The organism is Devosia subaequoris, assembly GCF_014197055.1.
Taxonomy (GTDB): Bacteria; Pseudomonadota; Alphaproteobacteria; order Rhizobiales; family Devosiaceae; genus Devosia; species Devosia subaequoris.
Window position 1 is genome coordinate 320,218 of sequence record NZ_JACIEW010000003.1, and the last position, 13,492, is coordinate 333,709.

Consider the following 13,492-nt stretch of genomic DNA (forward strand, 5'->3'; position numbering starts at 1 on the left):
GCCCCAAGCGGGCCCTTTTCAGTATCTAAGCGCTGTTTGCCTTACCGGGACTGGCGATTGCCTTTCCCCAGATCCCGCTTGGCGCGGACGTCTTTGTCCAGTTTCTCAAAGCTTTCAAGCAGGTCGTCGGTATCGCTTTTGGCCTCGGCCTGCGCCTGCCGCTGGTTGACGTGATCGTTCTGGTTGTCGCCATGGAGCTTATTCTTGCCCATGATGTCGCTGGCCAGATCGTGCTCGTCCAGATACTCGCCTGGCTCGGCCTTACCGGCACCTTTGGCGCCATGCTGCGCGCCGGTGTGGTTGCCCATCTTGTGCGAAGCGTTTGCCATGATTGTCCTCCTTTTGCTCAAGGACTCAACGCAGGCGTTGGGGGCACGTTCCAGAAGAAGCACCAGTCATCATGGGGATGTGATGATGATATCCGTTAGCTGATCTTGTCCGCCTCGGCCCAAGCGGCCCGCAGTTTCTCGATGGTGAAACCGGGCGCCCTGGCCGCGCTCAGCACCGGCACTTCCTTGCGCAGCACGACATCAATAGCCCAGACCATGCGCTCGATATGTTCAGCCGGAATAACCACCGCGCCATGCCGGTCCGCATGGATCAGGTCATTGGGCCGCACACTCATTCCGAACACCGTAACCGGACAATCCAGCTCGGTGACATGCACGAAAGCGTGGCTTGGCCCCACGGTCCCGGCTATCACCTGATAGCCCTCATCCAGCATGCCCAGATCGCGCAGCACCCCATTGGTCAGCGTACCGGCAACGCCCAGCCCCTTATGCTGAGCCACCTGCATTTCGCCCCAGAAACCGCCGATAACATGGGGCCAGTCGGTATCCTCGATGACCACCACATTGGGGCCTTCGCCTGCCGAGACATATTCGTAATACTGCATGCGCAGCGCCCGCACTTCCGCGGCCGGCTTTTGGGCCGGCGAGGAGGCGCGGATCTTCGCCGTGCGGGCAAAACCCACCACCGGCGGCAGAGCCGGATCGGCGCAAACTACGGGGTGCTTGGTAAAGCCCTCCGCCGTGCGCCCGCCCATGACATGCTCAAGAGCATTGCACACTGTCGGCGTATCGGCCTTGCGAAGGGTGGCAAGGGTTTCCGGGGAGATTGTGGACATTGAGGTCTCCTCTGGGAGAAGTCGGCGTGTGGCGCGCAGTGCGGGACCTTCCCCGCACAGGCATCAAGGAAAGCCCCCCGCCCCGAAGGGCGAAGCGAGCGGTGAGCGCTTGTGCTTATTCAGCCGCCTACGCAGCGGCAAATACTGGTGCCGCCGGGGCCGCCGCACCGCGGATTACGAAGGCAATCGCATCAGCCGAGGCCGGATTGCGAAAACCATGCATCAGACCGATTGGCACCGTCAGCGTGTCTCCCGCGCCCATGACCAGCGATCCGCTGTCCCAGGTAAATTCCAGCGTGCCCGACTGCACGAAGATCACTTCCTGCTCAGCCCGGGCATGGGCGGCAATGGTCGCGCCCGTTTCCAGCTTCAGGCGGCGCAAAGTGAAGTCGTGCTTCCAATGGCCGACAATCGGCCCGGCCTTGATGCCGTCCTGCCCATCGACATCGCCGATAACACCGGCTTCTTCGACACCTTCGCCAGCCAGCGGCGAGTTCGGGTCGCCTTTGATATCGCCCGCTTTGATGGCATATTTGGCAAGCTCTTCCAGCGGCGGCGTGGCGAGTTCCTTGAGCACTTCGGCACTTGGCGGCTGCTCCAGTTCGGCGCCTTCCGGCACGGTCTCACCCAGCGTGGTGTCGACCAGCTTGCCACCCTTCAAGAGCTTCAGCCCATAGTCTTCGGCCATCTTGAAGACACTCGGCGCCCAGACCACCTTGCCCGGATCGTCATGGCCCAGCACGACGAACAGGAACCCGGTGCCTTCATCGAGCTTCTCGAAACCGCGGAACATATGGGTTGGCACCGTGGCAACATCACCCGGCTCGACATCGATATAGCCCTCGTCCTTGTCCGGACCAAAGACAAAACGCCACTTGCCGGTATGGACCACAAACGTCTCGGCCGTCAGATGGCTGTGCTGGGAATTGGTACAGCCAAAGGGTTGGCGCGCTGCGCCGACATTAAAGCCATGCGCTTCGGGGATATGCACCACCTGCGCCGGGTTTTCCGAAACGCCCGGTCCGATGATGGTGAAATTTTCCTTTCGATCCGATCCCGGCGTGCGGGCATCGATAAAGGCATTGCGCAACCCCTTGAGGTCGGCATAGCGCACCAGGCGCTTTTCCATCACGGCTTGGGTCCAGGTCTTCTGGGTCATGGTGTGATCCCCTTTCGGTCGCAGGATAGCATTTTTGCATTCGTATGCAATATGTGTTTTTGGGTGTGGCAAAGCCATGTCCACACAGGCGATTCGTCAGCTTTTGCCGGGTTTGTAGATACGGCGGCCGTCGATTTCGACAACGCCGCTCTTGGGCACGCGCGCGGAAGTGCGCACCATCAGTTCGCCGCTCAAGATGCGGTGCTCTGCCTCGATCTCGCCACTGGAAATCTGGCTCATCAGAATATTGACGGTGGCTTCGACCATACGCTTCAACGGCTGGCTCATCGAGGTGATACCATAGGCTGTCCAGCGGGCGGCCCCTACATCGTCATAGCCCACGATCGAGAGATCCTCGGGTATCGACAAGCCAAACTCGTAGCGGGCGACATCCATCACTGCGACAGCCATGTGGTCGTTGGCCACAAACAGGGCATCGGGACGGTCTGGCCGGGAAAGCATTTCTCTGGCGGCCGCCTCGGCTTCCGCCCGATCATAATTGCCCACGCCGACCACAATGTCGTCGTGCCCGGCCTCGACCAGCGCCTCCCGGTAACCGACAAAGCGGTCCCGATTGGTGGAAGAGCTCTCAACCCCCGAAATATAGCCGAAGCGCTTATGGCCACCAGCGAGCAGGAATTCCGCTACACGTCGCCCACCTTCGCGGTTGCGGGTCGTCACGCTGGAAACCGCATCGCGCTCGGTCGTACGGTTGAACAGCACGACCGGAATGCCCGCGGTGGCGCATTCTTCGGACAGATGGGAGGACAACGTTGTGGAGGCCAGGATGATCCCGTCGACGCGGTATTGCATAAGCTGGTCGAACACCGGGTCGCTGTCCCGATCCATATGGCCGGTGAACAGCAGCAATCGGTAGTTTTCCTTGACCAGCAGACGCCCCAGCTCTTCGAGCACGTCGGGATAGAACAGGTTCTCCAGATACGCCATCACCACCGCAATGATGCGCGAACGATTGGTAATCAGGGAACGGGCAATGGCATTGGGCCGGTAGCCCAGTTCCTGGGCTGCAGCCATGACCTTTTCGCGGGTTTTAGGAGAGATCGAGGCGCCGGGCGTGAAAGTACGGGAGACAGCAGACTGCGAGACGCCTGCGCGCCGTGCTACCTGCGAGGAAGTGACCCCCGGCTTTTTTACTCCGCTGTCCATCCGCCATCCACCAAGAGCGCCGTGCCGGTGACTAGCGACGCCGCGTCAGAGGCCAGAAACACGATTGGCCCCATGATATCCTCCACCCGCCCGAGTCGTCCCAGCTTGATCTTAGACAGAACCCAGGAGCGGAAATCGGGATCGCTCAGGTTTTTCGCCGTCAACTCGGTTTCGATAAAGGTCGGGCAGACCGTATTGATCCGAATATTGCTGCCCCCGAGCTCAATGGCCAAGGCTTTTGTCAGACCTTCAACAGCATGTTTACTTGCCGCATAGACCGCTCGATTGGGTCCGCCGACATGTCCCATCTGCGAGGACACATTGATGATCGAGCCGGCCTGCCCCGCAGCCTGCAATTTTCCGGCCACCGCCTGGGTCACAAACAGCGTTGCGGCCAGGTTCACCTGCATGACGGCCTGGTAGTCTGCCGGTGTCACGCCGGCCAGATCGCTATGGCGCGCCGTTCCGGCAGAATTGACCAGCACGTCGAACGGAGCACTATCGGCGACAAAAACCTCGACAGCATCGAAATCGGTTATGTCGAGTACCGCGCCCTCAACCGAATGCCCCGCAGCCGCCATCTCGTTGACAACTTGCGAGACGTCGGCAGCAGTGCGCGCCACCACGGTGATATGCGCCCCCGCCTCGGCCAGCGCCACCGAGGCGCCCAGCCCAATGCCGCGTGTGCCCCCGGTGACCAGGGCACGCTTGCCATCGAGACGAAAGCTGGGGGTCGTGGGCAAAGGCATGCTATTGGCCGGTCTTGCTGTTCGGGCTTGCAGCGGTACCATACGGCACATTGCGTCCGCCATAGCGGCGCACGCGAATATTGGCCTGTTCGGCATGGCCGACAAAGCCTTCCAGCATGGACAGGCGTGACCCATATTCCCCAATCATGGCCGAAGCGTCGTCCGTGCTGACAGTCTGCCAGGTGCAGGTCTTGAGGAACTTGCCGACCCACAGACCACCCGTATAGCGGGCCGCCTTCATCGTCGGCAGCGTGTGGTTGGTGCCGATCACCTTGTCACCATAAGCCACATTGGTCCTTGGCCCCAAGAACAGCGCGCCATAATTGGTCATGTTGTCCCGGAACCACATGTCGCGATCGGTCATCACCTGCACATGCTCTGAAGCAATCCGATCTGCTTCAGCCAGCATCTCCTCATGGCTTTCGCACACGATCACCTCGCCATAATCGGTCCAGGATTTGCGCGCCATGTCGGCCGTGGGCAGGATTTCCAGCAGCCGCTCGATCTCCGCCATGGTGTCACGGGCAAGCTTTTCCGAATTGGTCAGCAGGATCGCCGGGCTGGTCGGACCGTGCTCGGCCTGACCCAACAGGTCCGTGGCACAGATTTCGCCGTCGACGGTTTCGTCGGCGATGACCAGCGTTTCAGTCGGACCAGCAAAAAGGTCGATACCCACCCGGCCATAAAGCTGGCGCTTGGCCTCGGCGACAAAGGCATTGCCGGGTCCCACCAGCATATCGACTGGATCGATGCTCTCGGTTCCGATGGCCATGGCGCCGATCGCCTGGATGCCGCCCAGCACATAGATTTCATCAGCACCTGCCATCGCCTGCGCCGCGACAATTGCCGGAGCCGGCTCGCCATGAAACGGCGGAGCACAGGTAATGACGCGCGGACAGCCGGCAACCTTGGCCGTCAGCACCGACATATGCGCCGAGGCCAGCAGCGGATATTTGCCACCGGGCACATAGCAACCCACCGCATTGATCGGCACATGCTTGTGGCCCAGGGTTACACCCGGCAATGTCTCGACAGCCAGGTCGAGCATGGTGTCTTTCTGCTTTTGCGCAAAGTTGCGGACCTGCGTCTGGGCGAACTCGATATCGCGCAGATCCTGATCGGTGAGTTGCGCCTTGCACGCCTCAATCTCTTTTTGACTCAGCCGAAAATCGGCCCGATCCCACTTGTCGAACTTGAGCGAGAGCTCGCGGACAGCTTCATCGCCGCGCTTTTCGATATCGCCCAGGATGGTTTCGACCGTCGCTCGAACCTGCCGATCCGCCTCGGCCCGTTCCTCGACATCTTTTCCGCGCTTCAGCCAGACTGGCATGGGTGCTCCCCTCTCTAAGCAGTTTCGCAATTTGAATACGTATTCAATACGTTTAGTTTGTGGCGCGCGGAAGCACGACCTTCGCCCTATTCACGGAGGCGGTGGCCGCTGCACGCTGAAATCGCTGGCCCGTTCGAAGGCTTGGCCGAACTGTACGATCCTGGCCTCATCATGGTGACGCCCGATGATCTGCATGCCAATCGGCAGACCTTTATGGAAACCGACCGGCACGGCCAATACGGGATGGCCCGAGACATTAAAGCCAATGGTACGCATCGGCGTCCAAACGGCTTCCTTCTCGAAGGGCGCGGCAGGCAGAGCCGTGGTCAGGGCACCGGCTGTAATCAGCACATCACACTGATTCAGCAATTCGTCGATAGCGCGCCGGAACGACGCCCCAACGGCCCGCGCCTTTTCTACCTCGGCATCGGACAGCGACAGCCCAGCGGCAAGGCTCAGGAATGCGCGGCGACCATAGCTTTCGGGATGATCCCGCAGGGCCCGGGCGTGCAGTCTGAAACTCTCTGCGTGCAGGATTGCCGCCACTGCCACTTCGATTGCCGCAGCGTCTGGCATTTCGACCTCGCTAACCACCGCCCCTTGAACAGACAGCACCGAGACGGCTGCATCCAGCGCCGTCGTCACTGCGGGCATTGTCTGGCTGTCGTGAGCAAACCAGTTGCGCGCATAGCCAATGCGCAGGCCGGATACGGGCTCTTCCAGCCGGCTCGCTGCACGGCGCTCGCCACTGTGTCCGCTCAGCACATCCAGGGTCACCGCGGCGTCAGCCACGGTGGCGCTGATCGGCCCGACATGATCCAGGCTCGGCGCCAGATCGAGTACTCCCGAGGTCGGGACCAGGCCAAAGGTAGGCTTCAGCCCCACCGTTCCACAATAGAACGATGGCCCGCGCACCGAACCACCCGTGTCCGTCCCTATCGAGGTTCGGACCAGACCACCCGCCACCGCTGCGGCGCAGCCCGAGGAAGAGCCGCCGGTAATGTGATCCAACCGCCAGGGGTTTCTCGCAGGCGGGAACAGTCCCGATTTGTCCGGACCAACCGTAGCCCACTCATAAGTCGCCAGCTTGCCGATGATGATGGCGCCACCAGCGCGCAAGCGCCGAACCACCTCGGCATCCTGCGCAGCAACGGCCTTTGCACGACCCGGAGCATTTGCGGTAGTCGGCACCCCGGCTACGTTGATGAGGTCTTTAATGCCCGCGGGAATGCCATGCAGTGGCCCCCGATCTAACCCCGCGGCTAGGTCTTGGTCGGCGCGGGCGGCATCGGCCAATGCGGTCTCTTCCAGCACAGCATAAAAGCTCATATAGGCCTGATCGCGAACCGCGATCCTGTCCAGTGTCGCCCGGGTCAGTTCCACCGAAGTCAGCCGCCCGTCACGCAACCGCGCGCCAAGCTCGGCGATTGGCAGATCCAGGCAGTCGCTGCCGACTGGCGCGGGCGAATCCGGCGCGAGCCCGGACAGCCCATCATGCATCCAGGCCGCGAGTTGCGACAGGCCTGCGGCTTCCGCATCAGAAACAGTGAGTCCGTGACGCTCCAATGCGGCCTGGACCCGGCCCTTGGGAGCGCTGTCCCGCGTCATGGTTCAGGCCTCGATCCGTGCGCCGGTTGACTGGTCGAAGATGTGGCAGGCCGACGCCGGAATTGCGATCCGCGCCAACTCGCCGATTTCGGCGCGATAGTCCTTGCCGACCTTGATCGAAACCAGCTCTCCGGCCACCCGCATCGAGAGCATGGTGGCCTCCCCGAGCAGTTCAACCGTATAGATTGGCGCCTCGATCTGGCCATTGGCCTCGGCCAGGTTGGCATCCTCCGCCCGGAAGCCCAGCGTGACCGCCCCGCTGGCGCGATGCGGGAGGCCCTCGATGCGGATACCGTCGCTGGTGAAAACGCCGTCCGCGATCATACCATTGACCAGGTTCATTGCCGGCGAACCGATAAAGCTTGCCACGAACGTATTGGCAGGCTGGTCGTAAATTTCCATCGGCGTACCGACCTGCTGCACTACGCCCTTGTTCATCACCACTACACGGTCAGCCAGCGTCATGGCCTCGATCTGGTCGTGGGTCACGTAAACCGTGGTGCGCTTGAGCGTGTGGTGCAGGTTCTTGATCTGGGCGCGCGTCGAGACACGTAGCTTGGCATCGAGGTTGGAGAGCGGCTCATCCATCAGGAAGGCGTTGGGCTCGCGCACGATGGCACGGGCGAGCGCCACGCGCTGCCGCTGCCCGCCGGACAGCGCCGCCGGGCGACGCTCGAGGAAGTCGTCCAGTTCCACCATTTTGGACGCGGCCATGACGCGTTCATGGTGTTGCTCCTTGGGCACTTTGCGCACCTTCAGGGGGAAGCGGATATTCTCGTAGACCGTCATGTTCGGATAGAGCCCATAGCTCTGGAACACCATCGAGATATCGCGATCCTTGGGCTCGAGCTTGTTGACCATTTGGTCCCCAATCCAGACTTCACCCTCAGTGATCTCCTCAAGTCCCGCGATCATCCGCATGGTCGTGGTCTTGCCACAGCCCGAAGGCCCCAGCAAAACCAGAAACTCCTGGTCAGCGATATCGAGATTGAAGTTGTCGACGCCGACGAACTTGCCCCAGCGCTTGGAAACGTTCTTGAGACGGATCTGGGCCATGATTTTTATCCCTTGACGGCGCCGGCCGTGAGGCCCGAGACGATCTGGCGTTGGAAGAAGAGGACGAGAATAAACAGCGGCACGGTGGCCGACACAACGGCAGCAACTGCGAACATCACATTGCCGGTTTCCTGGATCGATCCCAGGAAGCTGGAGATTTTGGGCACCATGGTCTGGTTATCGGCGCTCAGCAGCATTGCGGTGACCGCAAAGTCATTATAGCCGAGCAGGAAGCTGAACAGCCCGGTCGTCACCACGCCCGGCCACATAACCGGCATGATAACGAGACGGAAGGCCTGGAAGCGGGTGCATCCATCCACCATTGCACTTTCGTCCAGGTCTTTTGGGATCGAAAGGAAAAAGGAGTGCAGCATCCAGAGCGTGAAGGGCTGGTTGATAGCCACAAGCACGATAATCGAGGTGGGCAGCACGCCCCAGATATTGAGCTGGAAGAAGGGAAGCAGATAGCCCGAGACTAGGGTGATATGAGGCATGGCCCGGAAAACCAGAGCAGCGATCAGGATCCAGAACGCGTAGTTCCTGCCCGAGCGGGCCAGCGCATAACCGCCCAGCGTGCCAAGGGTGAGCGAAATCGTGGTCACACAGATCGTGACAATGATCGTGTTGAACGCCGCCTTCCAGAAATCCCGGGTGATCCAGGCCCCATAATAGCCGTCCCCCGTAAAGGCCGCACCGGTCTCCCGGATTGTCGCGGTGCCGAAAATGGCATTCCACCAGCTCTCGCGAGAGAAGAAGTCAGCCTCCACCTTGAACGAGCCCCAAACCGTCCACAAGAACGGCACGGCCGCCAGGATCAACCAGAGGATGATGAAGCCGTAGATGAAGGTATTGAGCAGAACCGGGCGCTTGTGGGCCATAGCTTCGGACATGATCACACCGCCTTGTGTTTGAACTCACGCCAGGTGCGCACCAGCACCGGCGAGAGCAGGATGACGACGCCCAGAATGGTCAGTACGGACGTTGCGCCAGCGGACCCGAATTGCTGAGAATCGCCCGTAAGGTCGTTGTAGATCAGCCAGCTCAACGAGGTCGCATTGGCCTCTGCCGAAAAACCGACAATCGGCTCGAAGACGCGGAAATTATCCATCAACTGCACCAGCGCCACGAAGGTCGCGAGCGGGGCTAGATGCGGAATGATGACATAGCGAATGCGCTCCCAGCGCGAGGCGCCGTCGATCATCGCCGATTCCAGCGTATCGCCGGGCACGGTCTGCAGGCCTGCGTAGAAAACCACGAATGAAAACGGCGCGTTGGTCCAGACCCCATAGGTCAGCAACGCTCCCCAGGTCAGCGCGGGAGAAGCCCGCAGCGACAGGGTCGGATCATTGAAGATGTGTTGGATGGTGGCGCCCAGAATGCCATTGGGACTGAGCATCCAGTAAAGGATCAGCGAGCCGATCAGCGGCGTGATGATCATGGGCAGCAGCGAAAAGAAGATAATTGGGCCCTTGGTGACCTTGGGCAGGGCATTGACTGCCAGCGCAATGGTGAAGCCCAGGGCCATGGCGAGCGGCGTGACGAAGAAGCAATAGACCAGGGTAAAGATCAGCGCCTTGTAGAAAGGCAGATTGAGGATCTGCCCCCATTTTTCGCCGAAGCTGCGTTCGCTGGAGAGGATGACACCCAGTTCGGTCGTCGCCAGGTGGGCGCGATTGACATAGGTGCCCAGGCCATTGAAGCGCCCCAACGGCTGCTCGTCTCGCAATGCCGCGGTTGCCGCCGAGTCCACCCGCAACTCGGTTGAACAGCCACCAAAGGGCTGGCAGTTCTCGACTTCGACCAGAATCTGCTCATGGCTCACATAGAGCGATTGCACCACCACCGACACGATGGGCAACGCGATAAATAGCACCATGGCGATCAACGATGGCAGGATGAAAGCAAAGAATGTCTTGTTCGGCATTGCCTGCCTCCTCAGAGCGCCCCGCCTGTCGGCAAAGAGAATGGATCGACCCCGCACGAGGCGCAAAGCCGAATTTTCGGTTCTGCGGATCTCACCGCCGCTCGGACGCTATCGACCCAGTTGCCTCCCCCCGCTCACGGGGGGGGGGAGGCACAGCTTATCCAGGGGAGGACTTACTGGAGGAAACCGGCCTCACGGGCGGCGGTCTCATAGGCAGCCTTGACGTCGGCAAGGGCCTGATCGGCATCTTCCGAACCCGCCACGAACTCGGCCAGTTCGGTCGAGAGCGCGGTGTGCAGCAGACCCATATAGGGTTGCATCGGATAAGCGCGGGCACCAGCATTGGCATTGGCGATCACGCCGACCGCCGCCGGGCCGGGCTCATAGCCAGCGATCAACCAGGTCGCGATATCCTTGTTGGCCTCCATCATGTCCGGGCTGATGCCATGCACCATGGCGCGGAAGGACGCTTCGGCATCTTCATCGGAAATGTTCTTGGCGATAGTGAAGCCATCCCACCACAGAGCCGCCGCCGGGATTGATCCGCCGCCGATTGTCGGAGCGGCGGCCAGCACCGTGTTCTCGACAACCCCGTCGACAGCACCTTCGTCATCGAGAATGGCGCCGCCCAGCGATCCCCATTCATTCATGATGGCGACGTTGCCCGCTTCGTATTCTTTCTGGATTTCGGTAGCGTCATAGGTGAGATAGTCCGGGTCCATGAACGCCGTCATCTCGCGCATGACGCGCAGCACTTCCAGACCATTCTCATTGTCGATGGTCAGTTCCGCACTGCCTGGCGCAAAGAATTCACCACCCGTCCCAAGATAGGAATTGACGAATTCGGCAGCCAGGTCCCAGCCGGGCTTGACCGAGGCTGCAAGCGGATATTCCATCAGACCCGCTTCCTTGATGGCCGCGGCGGCAGCCAGCACTTCGTCATAGCTGGTCGGCGGTTCTACGCCGGCTTCCTCCAGAATATCCTTGCGATAGAACATGTGCTGACCATTGCCCATAAAGGCGATTGCCATGATCTTGCCGTCGATCTTGACCAACTGGCTGGGTTGCAGGTTCTGGCCATATTCGGCCACCAGATCGTCAAGGGGGCGGATCAGGCCTTCATTGAGCAGCGGCACGATGGAATTGTTGGCGACCACGGCCACCGAGTATTCGGCGGGATTGATCGTCAGCGCCGGCACCTGAATTTCCTTGTGCTCGGCAGTCGCATTAGCCGTCACGGTCACTGCATCGGACGCGCATTCCTGCGCCGTCGCATTGATGGTCCGCAGCGCTTCGAAATCATTGCTCAGAATGCGCACAGATCCGGCCTCAACACCGCAATCGGCGAAGGCACTGCCCGCTCCCAGGGCCAAGGCAGCCGCCGAGACGGCGAGCATAACAATGGGCTTCATATTAGTTCTCCTGACTTTGGGCGCTTCCGCACCCACCCTCTGGGCAGCACCGCTGGCGGCACCACGCTCAATGTGACGTTCCAACCCTCCGCATACGTATGCAGCTAATGTTTTGCATTCGTATGCAAAACACAACTAAGCACATCATTTCGACCGACGCAACGGTTTCCGTGGCGCGCGATTTCTTCCTGCGGGTGACTTCGCCTTGGCCGCATGATGTCCATGATGCGGCGGAACAGGGGGATCAGAGCGGTGGCCAGCCCCTGGGTCGCCAGGACTCAGACGGATCGATAGGCTGTTCAACCTTCATGTTTTTCGAGGAACGCCTCGATGCCTAGATTGCGAAAATCCGGCAATGCCTGGCGCAGCCGTTCGTGATCCCAATCCCACCAGGCCAGCGCGTCGAGCCGGCTGGCGACATCATCACTGAAGCGCTGCCGAATGGTCCGCGCCGGCACCCCGACCGCGATGGCAAAATCGGCGACATCCTTGGTGACCACGGCATTGGCCCCGACAATGGCACCATTTCCAATTTTAACGCCCGGCATGATCACCGCACCATGGCCGATCCAGGTATCGTGCCCGATATGGATGTCATTGCCCGAACGCCACTCAAAGAACGCGGCATCGTCGCTCTCACCTTCGAAATACTGGGCCGATCGATAGGTGAAATGGTGTAGCGAGGCGCGTTCCATGGGATGCATGGAGGCATAGATACGCACATGCGCCGCGATATTGGAAAATTTGCCAATCGTGGAGTAGGCGATTTGGGTACCCCCGACGCAATAGGAATAGTCCCCCATGCTGGAATAGGCGACATGGCAATGCGCGCCAATTTCGGTGTATCTCCCCAAGGTCGACTGGTTCACCCTCGCCGTCTCATGAACAAGGGGCACTTCGCTCAGCCTTTTCATATCCTGTGTCCTCAGGCCGGCTGCCGGAGCAAATCACGTAACAGCGAAACGAAGCGCTCCCCCGCCTCGTCCAACACGCCGGAATTGTCGATCTGCACCGTACTGGGCGGCAGCGTGAAACCGGCGCCTCGCTCCATGCGGCGGCGGATTTCTTCGCTGTCCTCACGCCCGCGCCCCGCCAGACGTCGGGCGATGATGTCCGGTGCGGCCGTCACTTCAACAACCAGAGCCGTCGGGTAGCGCGCCAGCACGCGCGGCAAGGCCGCTCGCGAGAGATTGGCGATGACCACGCGGCCCGCGGTCAGGTCGTCATCAAGCGTTATCGGCAGCCCGTATCGCAGGCCATGCGCCTCCCAGCTCAACGCAAATTCGCCCCGCCGCTCGGCGGCCGCAAACGCATCGGGCGTCATGCTGTCGTGATCTTCGCTGCCATCATCGGCAGCACGTGTCACCACGCGGCGCACAACGGCCACCTGATCGGCCAGATAATCGCGGGCGAAATTGATCAGGCTATCCTTGCCGACGCCGCTTGCGCCGACAACCGCAACGAAGACCCCGCTCATGACACCCGCCTGCCCTGACGCCACATCGTACGCACGATCGGCACGCCGTCGAGCCGATGCTGCATCAGGTCCACCCGCTTGCCCAGCGCAATTTCGCCGCGATCAGCAGGACCCACCGCCTCGGCCGGGCGCCGCGTCACAAGTCCTTTCGCATCAGGCACACTTTTACCCTCCACTGTATCGACCAGACAGCATGCCGATTGCAGCATAGCGAACGGAATATAGTCGGACGAGACAATATCGAGCAGTCCTGCTGTGGCCAGCGCCCGCCGCGGTGATGACGCACCGGCCATCTCGACGCCCCCCTCCATCACCTGATCAGCCCGCACGATACGGGCATTGGTCAGAATGGTCTGGTCAAGTCTGATGGCAGGCATGGTCGTCTCCTTGGCTCTTCCCCTACTCAGGCTCTGTGACAGACAAACGACAACCGACAATGACATTCGAATGTGTCGACGTCGCACTGTCGCAGGAAAGCGCTATC

Annotated in this window: 14 protein-coding genes; all 14 read right to left on the bottom strand. The window is 60.8% G+C overall.

Annotated features, from left to right (window positions below; all coding sequences use genetic code 11):
* Positions 1-41: 41 nt before the first annotated feature.
* The 14 genes from GGR20_RS08320 to GGR20_RS08385 all read right to left on the bottom strand — a co-directional run bounded on the left by GGR20_RS08320 (position 42) and on the right by GGR20_RS08385 (position 13,385).
* Positions 42-329: a hypothetical protein gene (locus tag GGR20_RS08320; protein ID WP_183310784.1), complete on the bottom strand. Its 288-nt coding sequence runs from the start codon at positions 327-329 to the stop codon at positions 42-44.
* Between the two features lie 95 nt (positions 330-424).
* Complete coding sequence (locus GGR20_RS08325; RefSeq protein WP_183310785.1) at positions 425-1,126, bottom strand: RraA family protein; 702 nt, start codon at positions 1,124-1,126, stop codon at positions 425-427.
* Between the two features lie 127 nt (positions 1,127-1,253).
* Entirely contained in the window at positions 1,254-2,285 is a 1,032-nt protein-coding gene (locus GGR20_RS08330) for a cupin domain-containing protein (protein ID WP_183310786.1), read from the bottom strand.
* Between the two features lie 96 nt (positions 2,286-2,381).
* Positions 2,382-3,452 (bottom strand): LacI family DNA-binding transcriptional regulator, encoded by a 1,071-nt coding sequence (locus GGR20_RS08335; protein WP_183310787.1) that lies wholly within the window; start codon positions 3,450-3,452, stop codon positions 2,382-2,384.
* Positions 3,437-4,201: an SDR family NAD(P)-dependent oxidoreductase gene (locus tag GGR20_RS08340; RefSeq protein ID WP_183310788.1), complete on the bottom strand. Its 765-nt coding sequence runs from the start codon at positions 4,199-4,201 to the stop codon at positions 3,437-3,439. The genes GGR20_RS08335 and GGR20_RS08340 overlap by 16 nt, the downstream gene beginning before the upstream one ends.
* Position 4,202: 1 nt before the next feature.
* On the bottom strand, positions 4,203-5,531 hold the full coding sequence (gene hisD / locus GGR20_RS08345) for a histidinol dehydrogenase (protein WP_183310789.1): 1,329 nt from the start codon (positions 5,529-5,531) through the stop codon (positions 4,203-4,205).
* Positions 5,532-5,621: 90 nt separating this feature from the next.
* The gene (locus GGR20_RS08350) at positions 5,622-7,139 is read right to left on the bottom strand and encodes an amidase (RefSeq protein ID WP_246349493.1); all 1,518 of its coding nucleotides are present in this window, start codon (positions 7,137-7,139) and stop codon (positions 5,622-5,624) included.
* Positions 7,140-7,142: 3 nt separating this feature from the next.
* A complete protein-coding gene (locus GGR20_RS08355; RefSeq protein WP_183310790.1) occupies positions 7,143-8,195 on the bottom strand; it encodes an ABC transporter ATP-binding protein in 1,053 nt (350 codons plus the stop codon).
* A gap of 5 nt (positions 8,196-8,200) precedes the next feature.
* Positions 8,201-9,085 (bottom strand): carbohydrate ABC transporter permease, encoded by an 885-nt coding sequence (locus GGR20_RS08360; RefSeq protein WP_183310791.1) that lies wholly within the window; start codon positions 9,083-9,085, stop codon positions 8,201-8,203.
* A 2-nt stretch (positions 9,086-9,087) separates the two neighbouring features.
* A complete protein-coding gene (locus tag GGR20_RS08365) occupies positions 9,088-10,119 on the bottom strand; it encodes a carbohydrate ABC transporter permease (protein ID WP_183310792.1) in 1,032 nt (343 codons plus the stop codon).
* Between the two features lie 173 nt (positions 10,120-10,292).
* Complete coding sequence (locus tag GGR20_RS08370; protein ID WP_183310793.1) at positions 10,293-11,531, bottom strand: ABC transporter substrate-binding protein; 1,239 nt, start codon at positions 11,529-11,531, stop codon at positions 10,293-10,295.
* A 299-nt stretch (positions 11,532-11,830) separates the two neighbouring features.
* The gene (locus GGR20_RS08375) at positions 11,831-12,445 is read right to left on the bottom strand and encodes a DapH/DapD/GlmU-related protein (protein WP_183310794.1); all 615 of its coding nucleotides are present in this window, start codon (positions 12,443-12,445) and stop codon (positions 11,831-11,833) included.
* An 11-nt stretch (positions 12,446-12,456) separates the two neighbouring features.
* The gene (gene phnN, locus GGR20_RS08380; protein WP_183310795.1) at positions 12,457-13,008 is read right to left on the bottom strand and encodes a phosphonate metabolism protein/1,5-bisphosphokinase (PRPP-forming) PhnN; all 552 of its coding nucleotides are present in this window, start codon (positions 13,006-13,008) and stop codon (positions 12,457-12,459) included.
* Entirely contained in the window at positions 13,005-13,385 is a 381-nt protein-coding gene (locus tag GGR20_RS08385; RefSeq protein WP_183310796.1) for an amidohydrolase family protein, read from the bottom strand. Before GGR20_RS08385 ends, phnN begins: the two co-directional genes overlap by 4 nt.
* Positions 13,386-13,492 lie beyond the last annotated feature (107 nt).

What these genes read in the sequence shown, in the direction of transcription:
- GGR20_RS08320 (WP_183310784.1), bottom strand. Translation starts at nt 329, where the DNA reads ATGGCAAACGCTTCGCACAAGATGGGCAACCACACCGGCGCGCAGCAT.
- GGR20_RS08325 (WP_183310785.1), bottom strand. Translation starts at nt 1,126, where the DNA reads ATGTCCACAATCTCCCCGGAAACCCTTGCCACCCTTCGCAAGGCCGAT.
- GGR20_RS08330 (WP_183310786.1), bottom strand. Translation starts at nt 2,285, where the DNA reads ATGACCCAGAAGACCTGGACCCAAGCCGTGATGGAAAAGCGCCTGGTG.
- GGR20_RS08335 (WP_183310787.1), bottom strand. Translation starts at nt 3,452, where the DNA reads ATGGACAGCGGAGTAAAAAAGCCGGGGGTCACTTCCTCGCAGGTAGCA.
- GGR20_RS08340 (WP_183310788.1), bottom strand. Translation starts at nt 4,201, where the DNA reads ATGCCTTTGCCCACGACCCCCAGCTTTCGTCTCGATGGCAAGCGTGCC.
- hisD (WP_183310789.1), bottom strand. Translation starts at nt 5,531, where the DNA reads ATGCCAGTCTGGCTGAAGCGCGGAAAAGATGTCGAGGAACGGGCCGAG.
- GGR20_RS08350 (WP_246349493.1), bottom strand. Translation starts at nt 7,139, where the DNA reads ATGACGCGGGACAGCGCTCCCAAGGGCCGGGTCCAGGCCGCATTGGAG.
- GGR20_RS08355 (WP_183310790.1), bottom strand. Translation starts at nt 8,195, where the DNA reads ATGGCCCAGATCCGTCTCAAGAACGTTTCCAAGCGCTGGGGCAAGTTC.
- GGR20_RS08360 (WP_183310791.1), bottom strand. Translation starts at nt 9,085, where the DNA reads ATGTCCGAAGCTATGGCCCACAAGCGCCCGGTTCTGCTCAATACCTTC.
- GGR20_RS08365 (WP_183310792.1), bottom strand. Translation starts at nt 10,119, where the DNA reads ATGCCGAACAAGACATTCTTTGCTTTCATCCTGCCATCGTTGATCGCC.
- GGR20_RS08370 (WP_183310793.1), bottom strand. Translation starts at nt 11,531, where the DNA reads ATGAAGCCCATTGTTATGCTCGCCGTCTCGGCGGCTGCCTTGGCCCTG.
- GGR20_RS08375 (WP_183310794.1), bottom strand. Translation starts at nt 12,445, where the DNA reads ATGAAAAGGCTGAGCGAAGTGCCCCTTGTTCATGAGACGGCGAGGGTG.
- phnN (WP_183310795.1), bottom strand. Translation starts at nt 13,008, where the DNA reads ATGAGCGGGGTCTTCGTTGCGGTTGTCGGCGCAAGCGGCGTCGGCAAG.
- GGR20_RS08385 (WP_183310796.1), bottom strand. Translation starts at nt 13,385, where the DNA reads ATGCCTGCCATCAGACTTGACCAGACCATTCTGACCAATGCCCGTATC.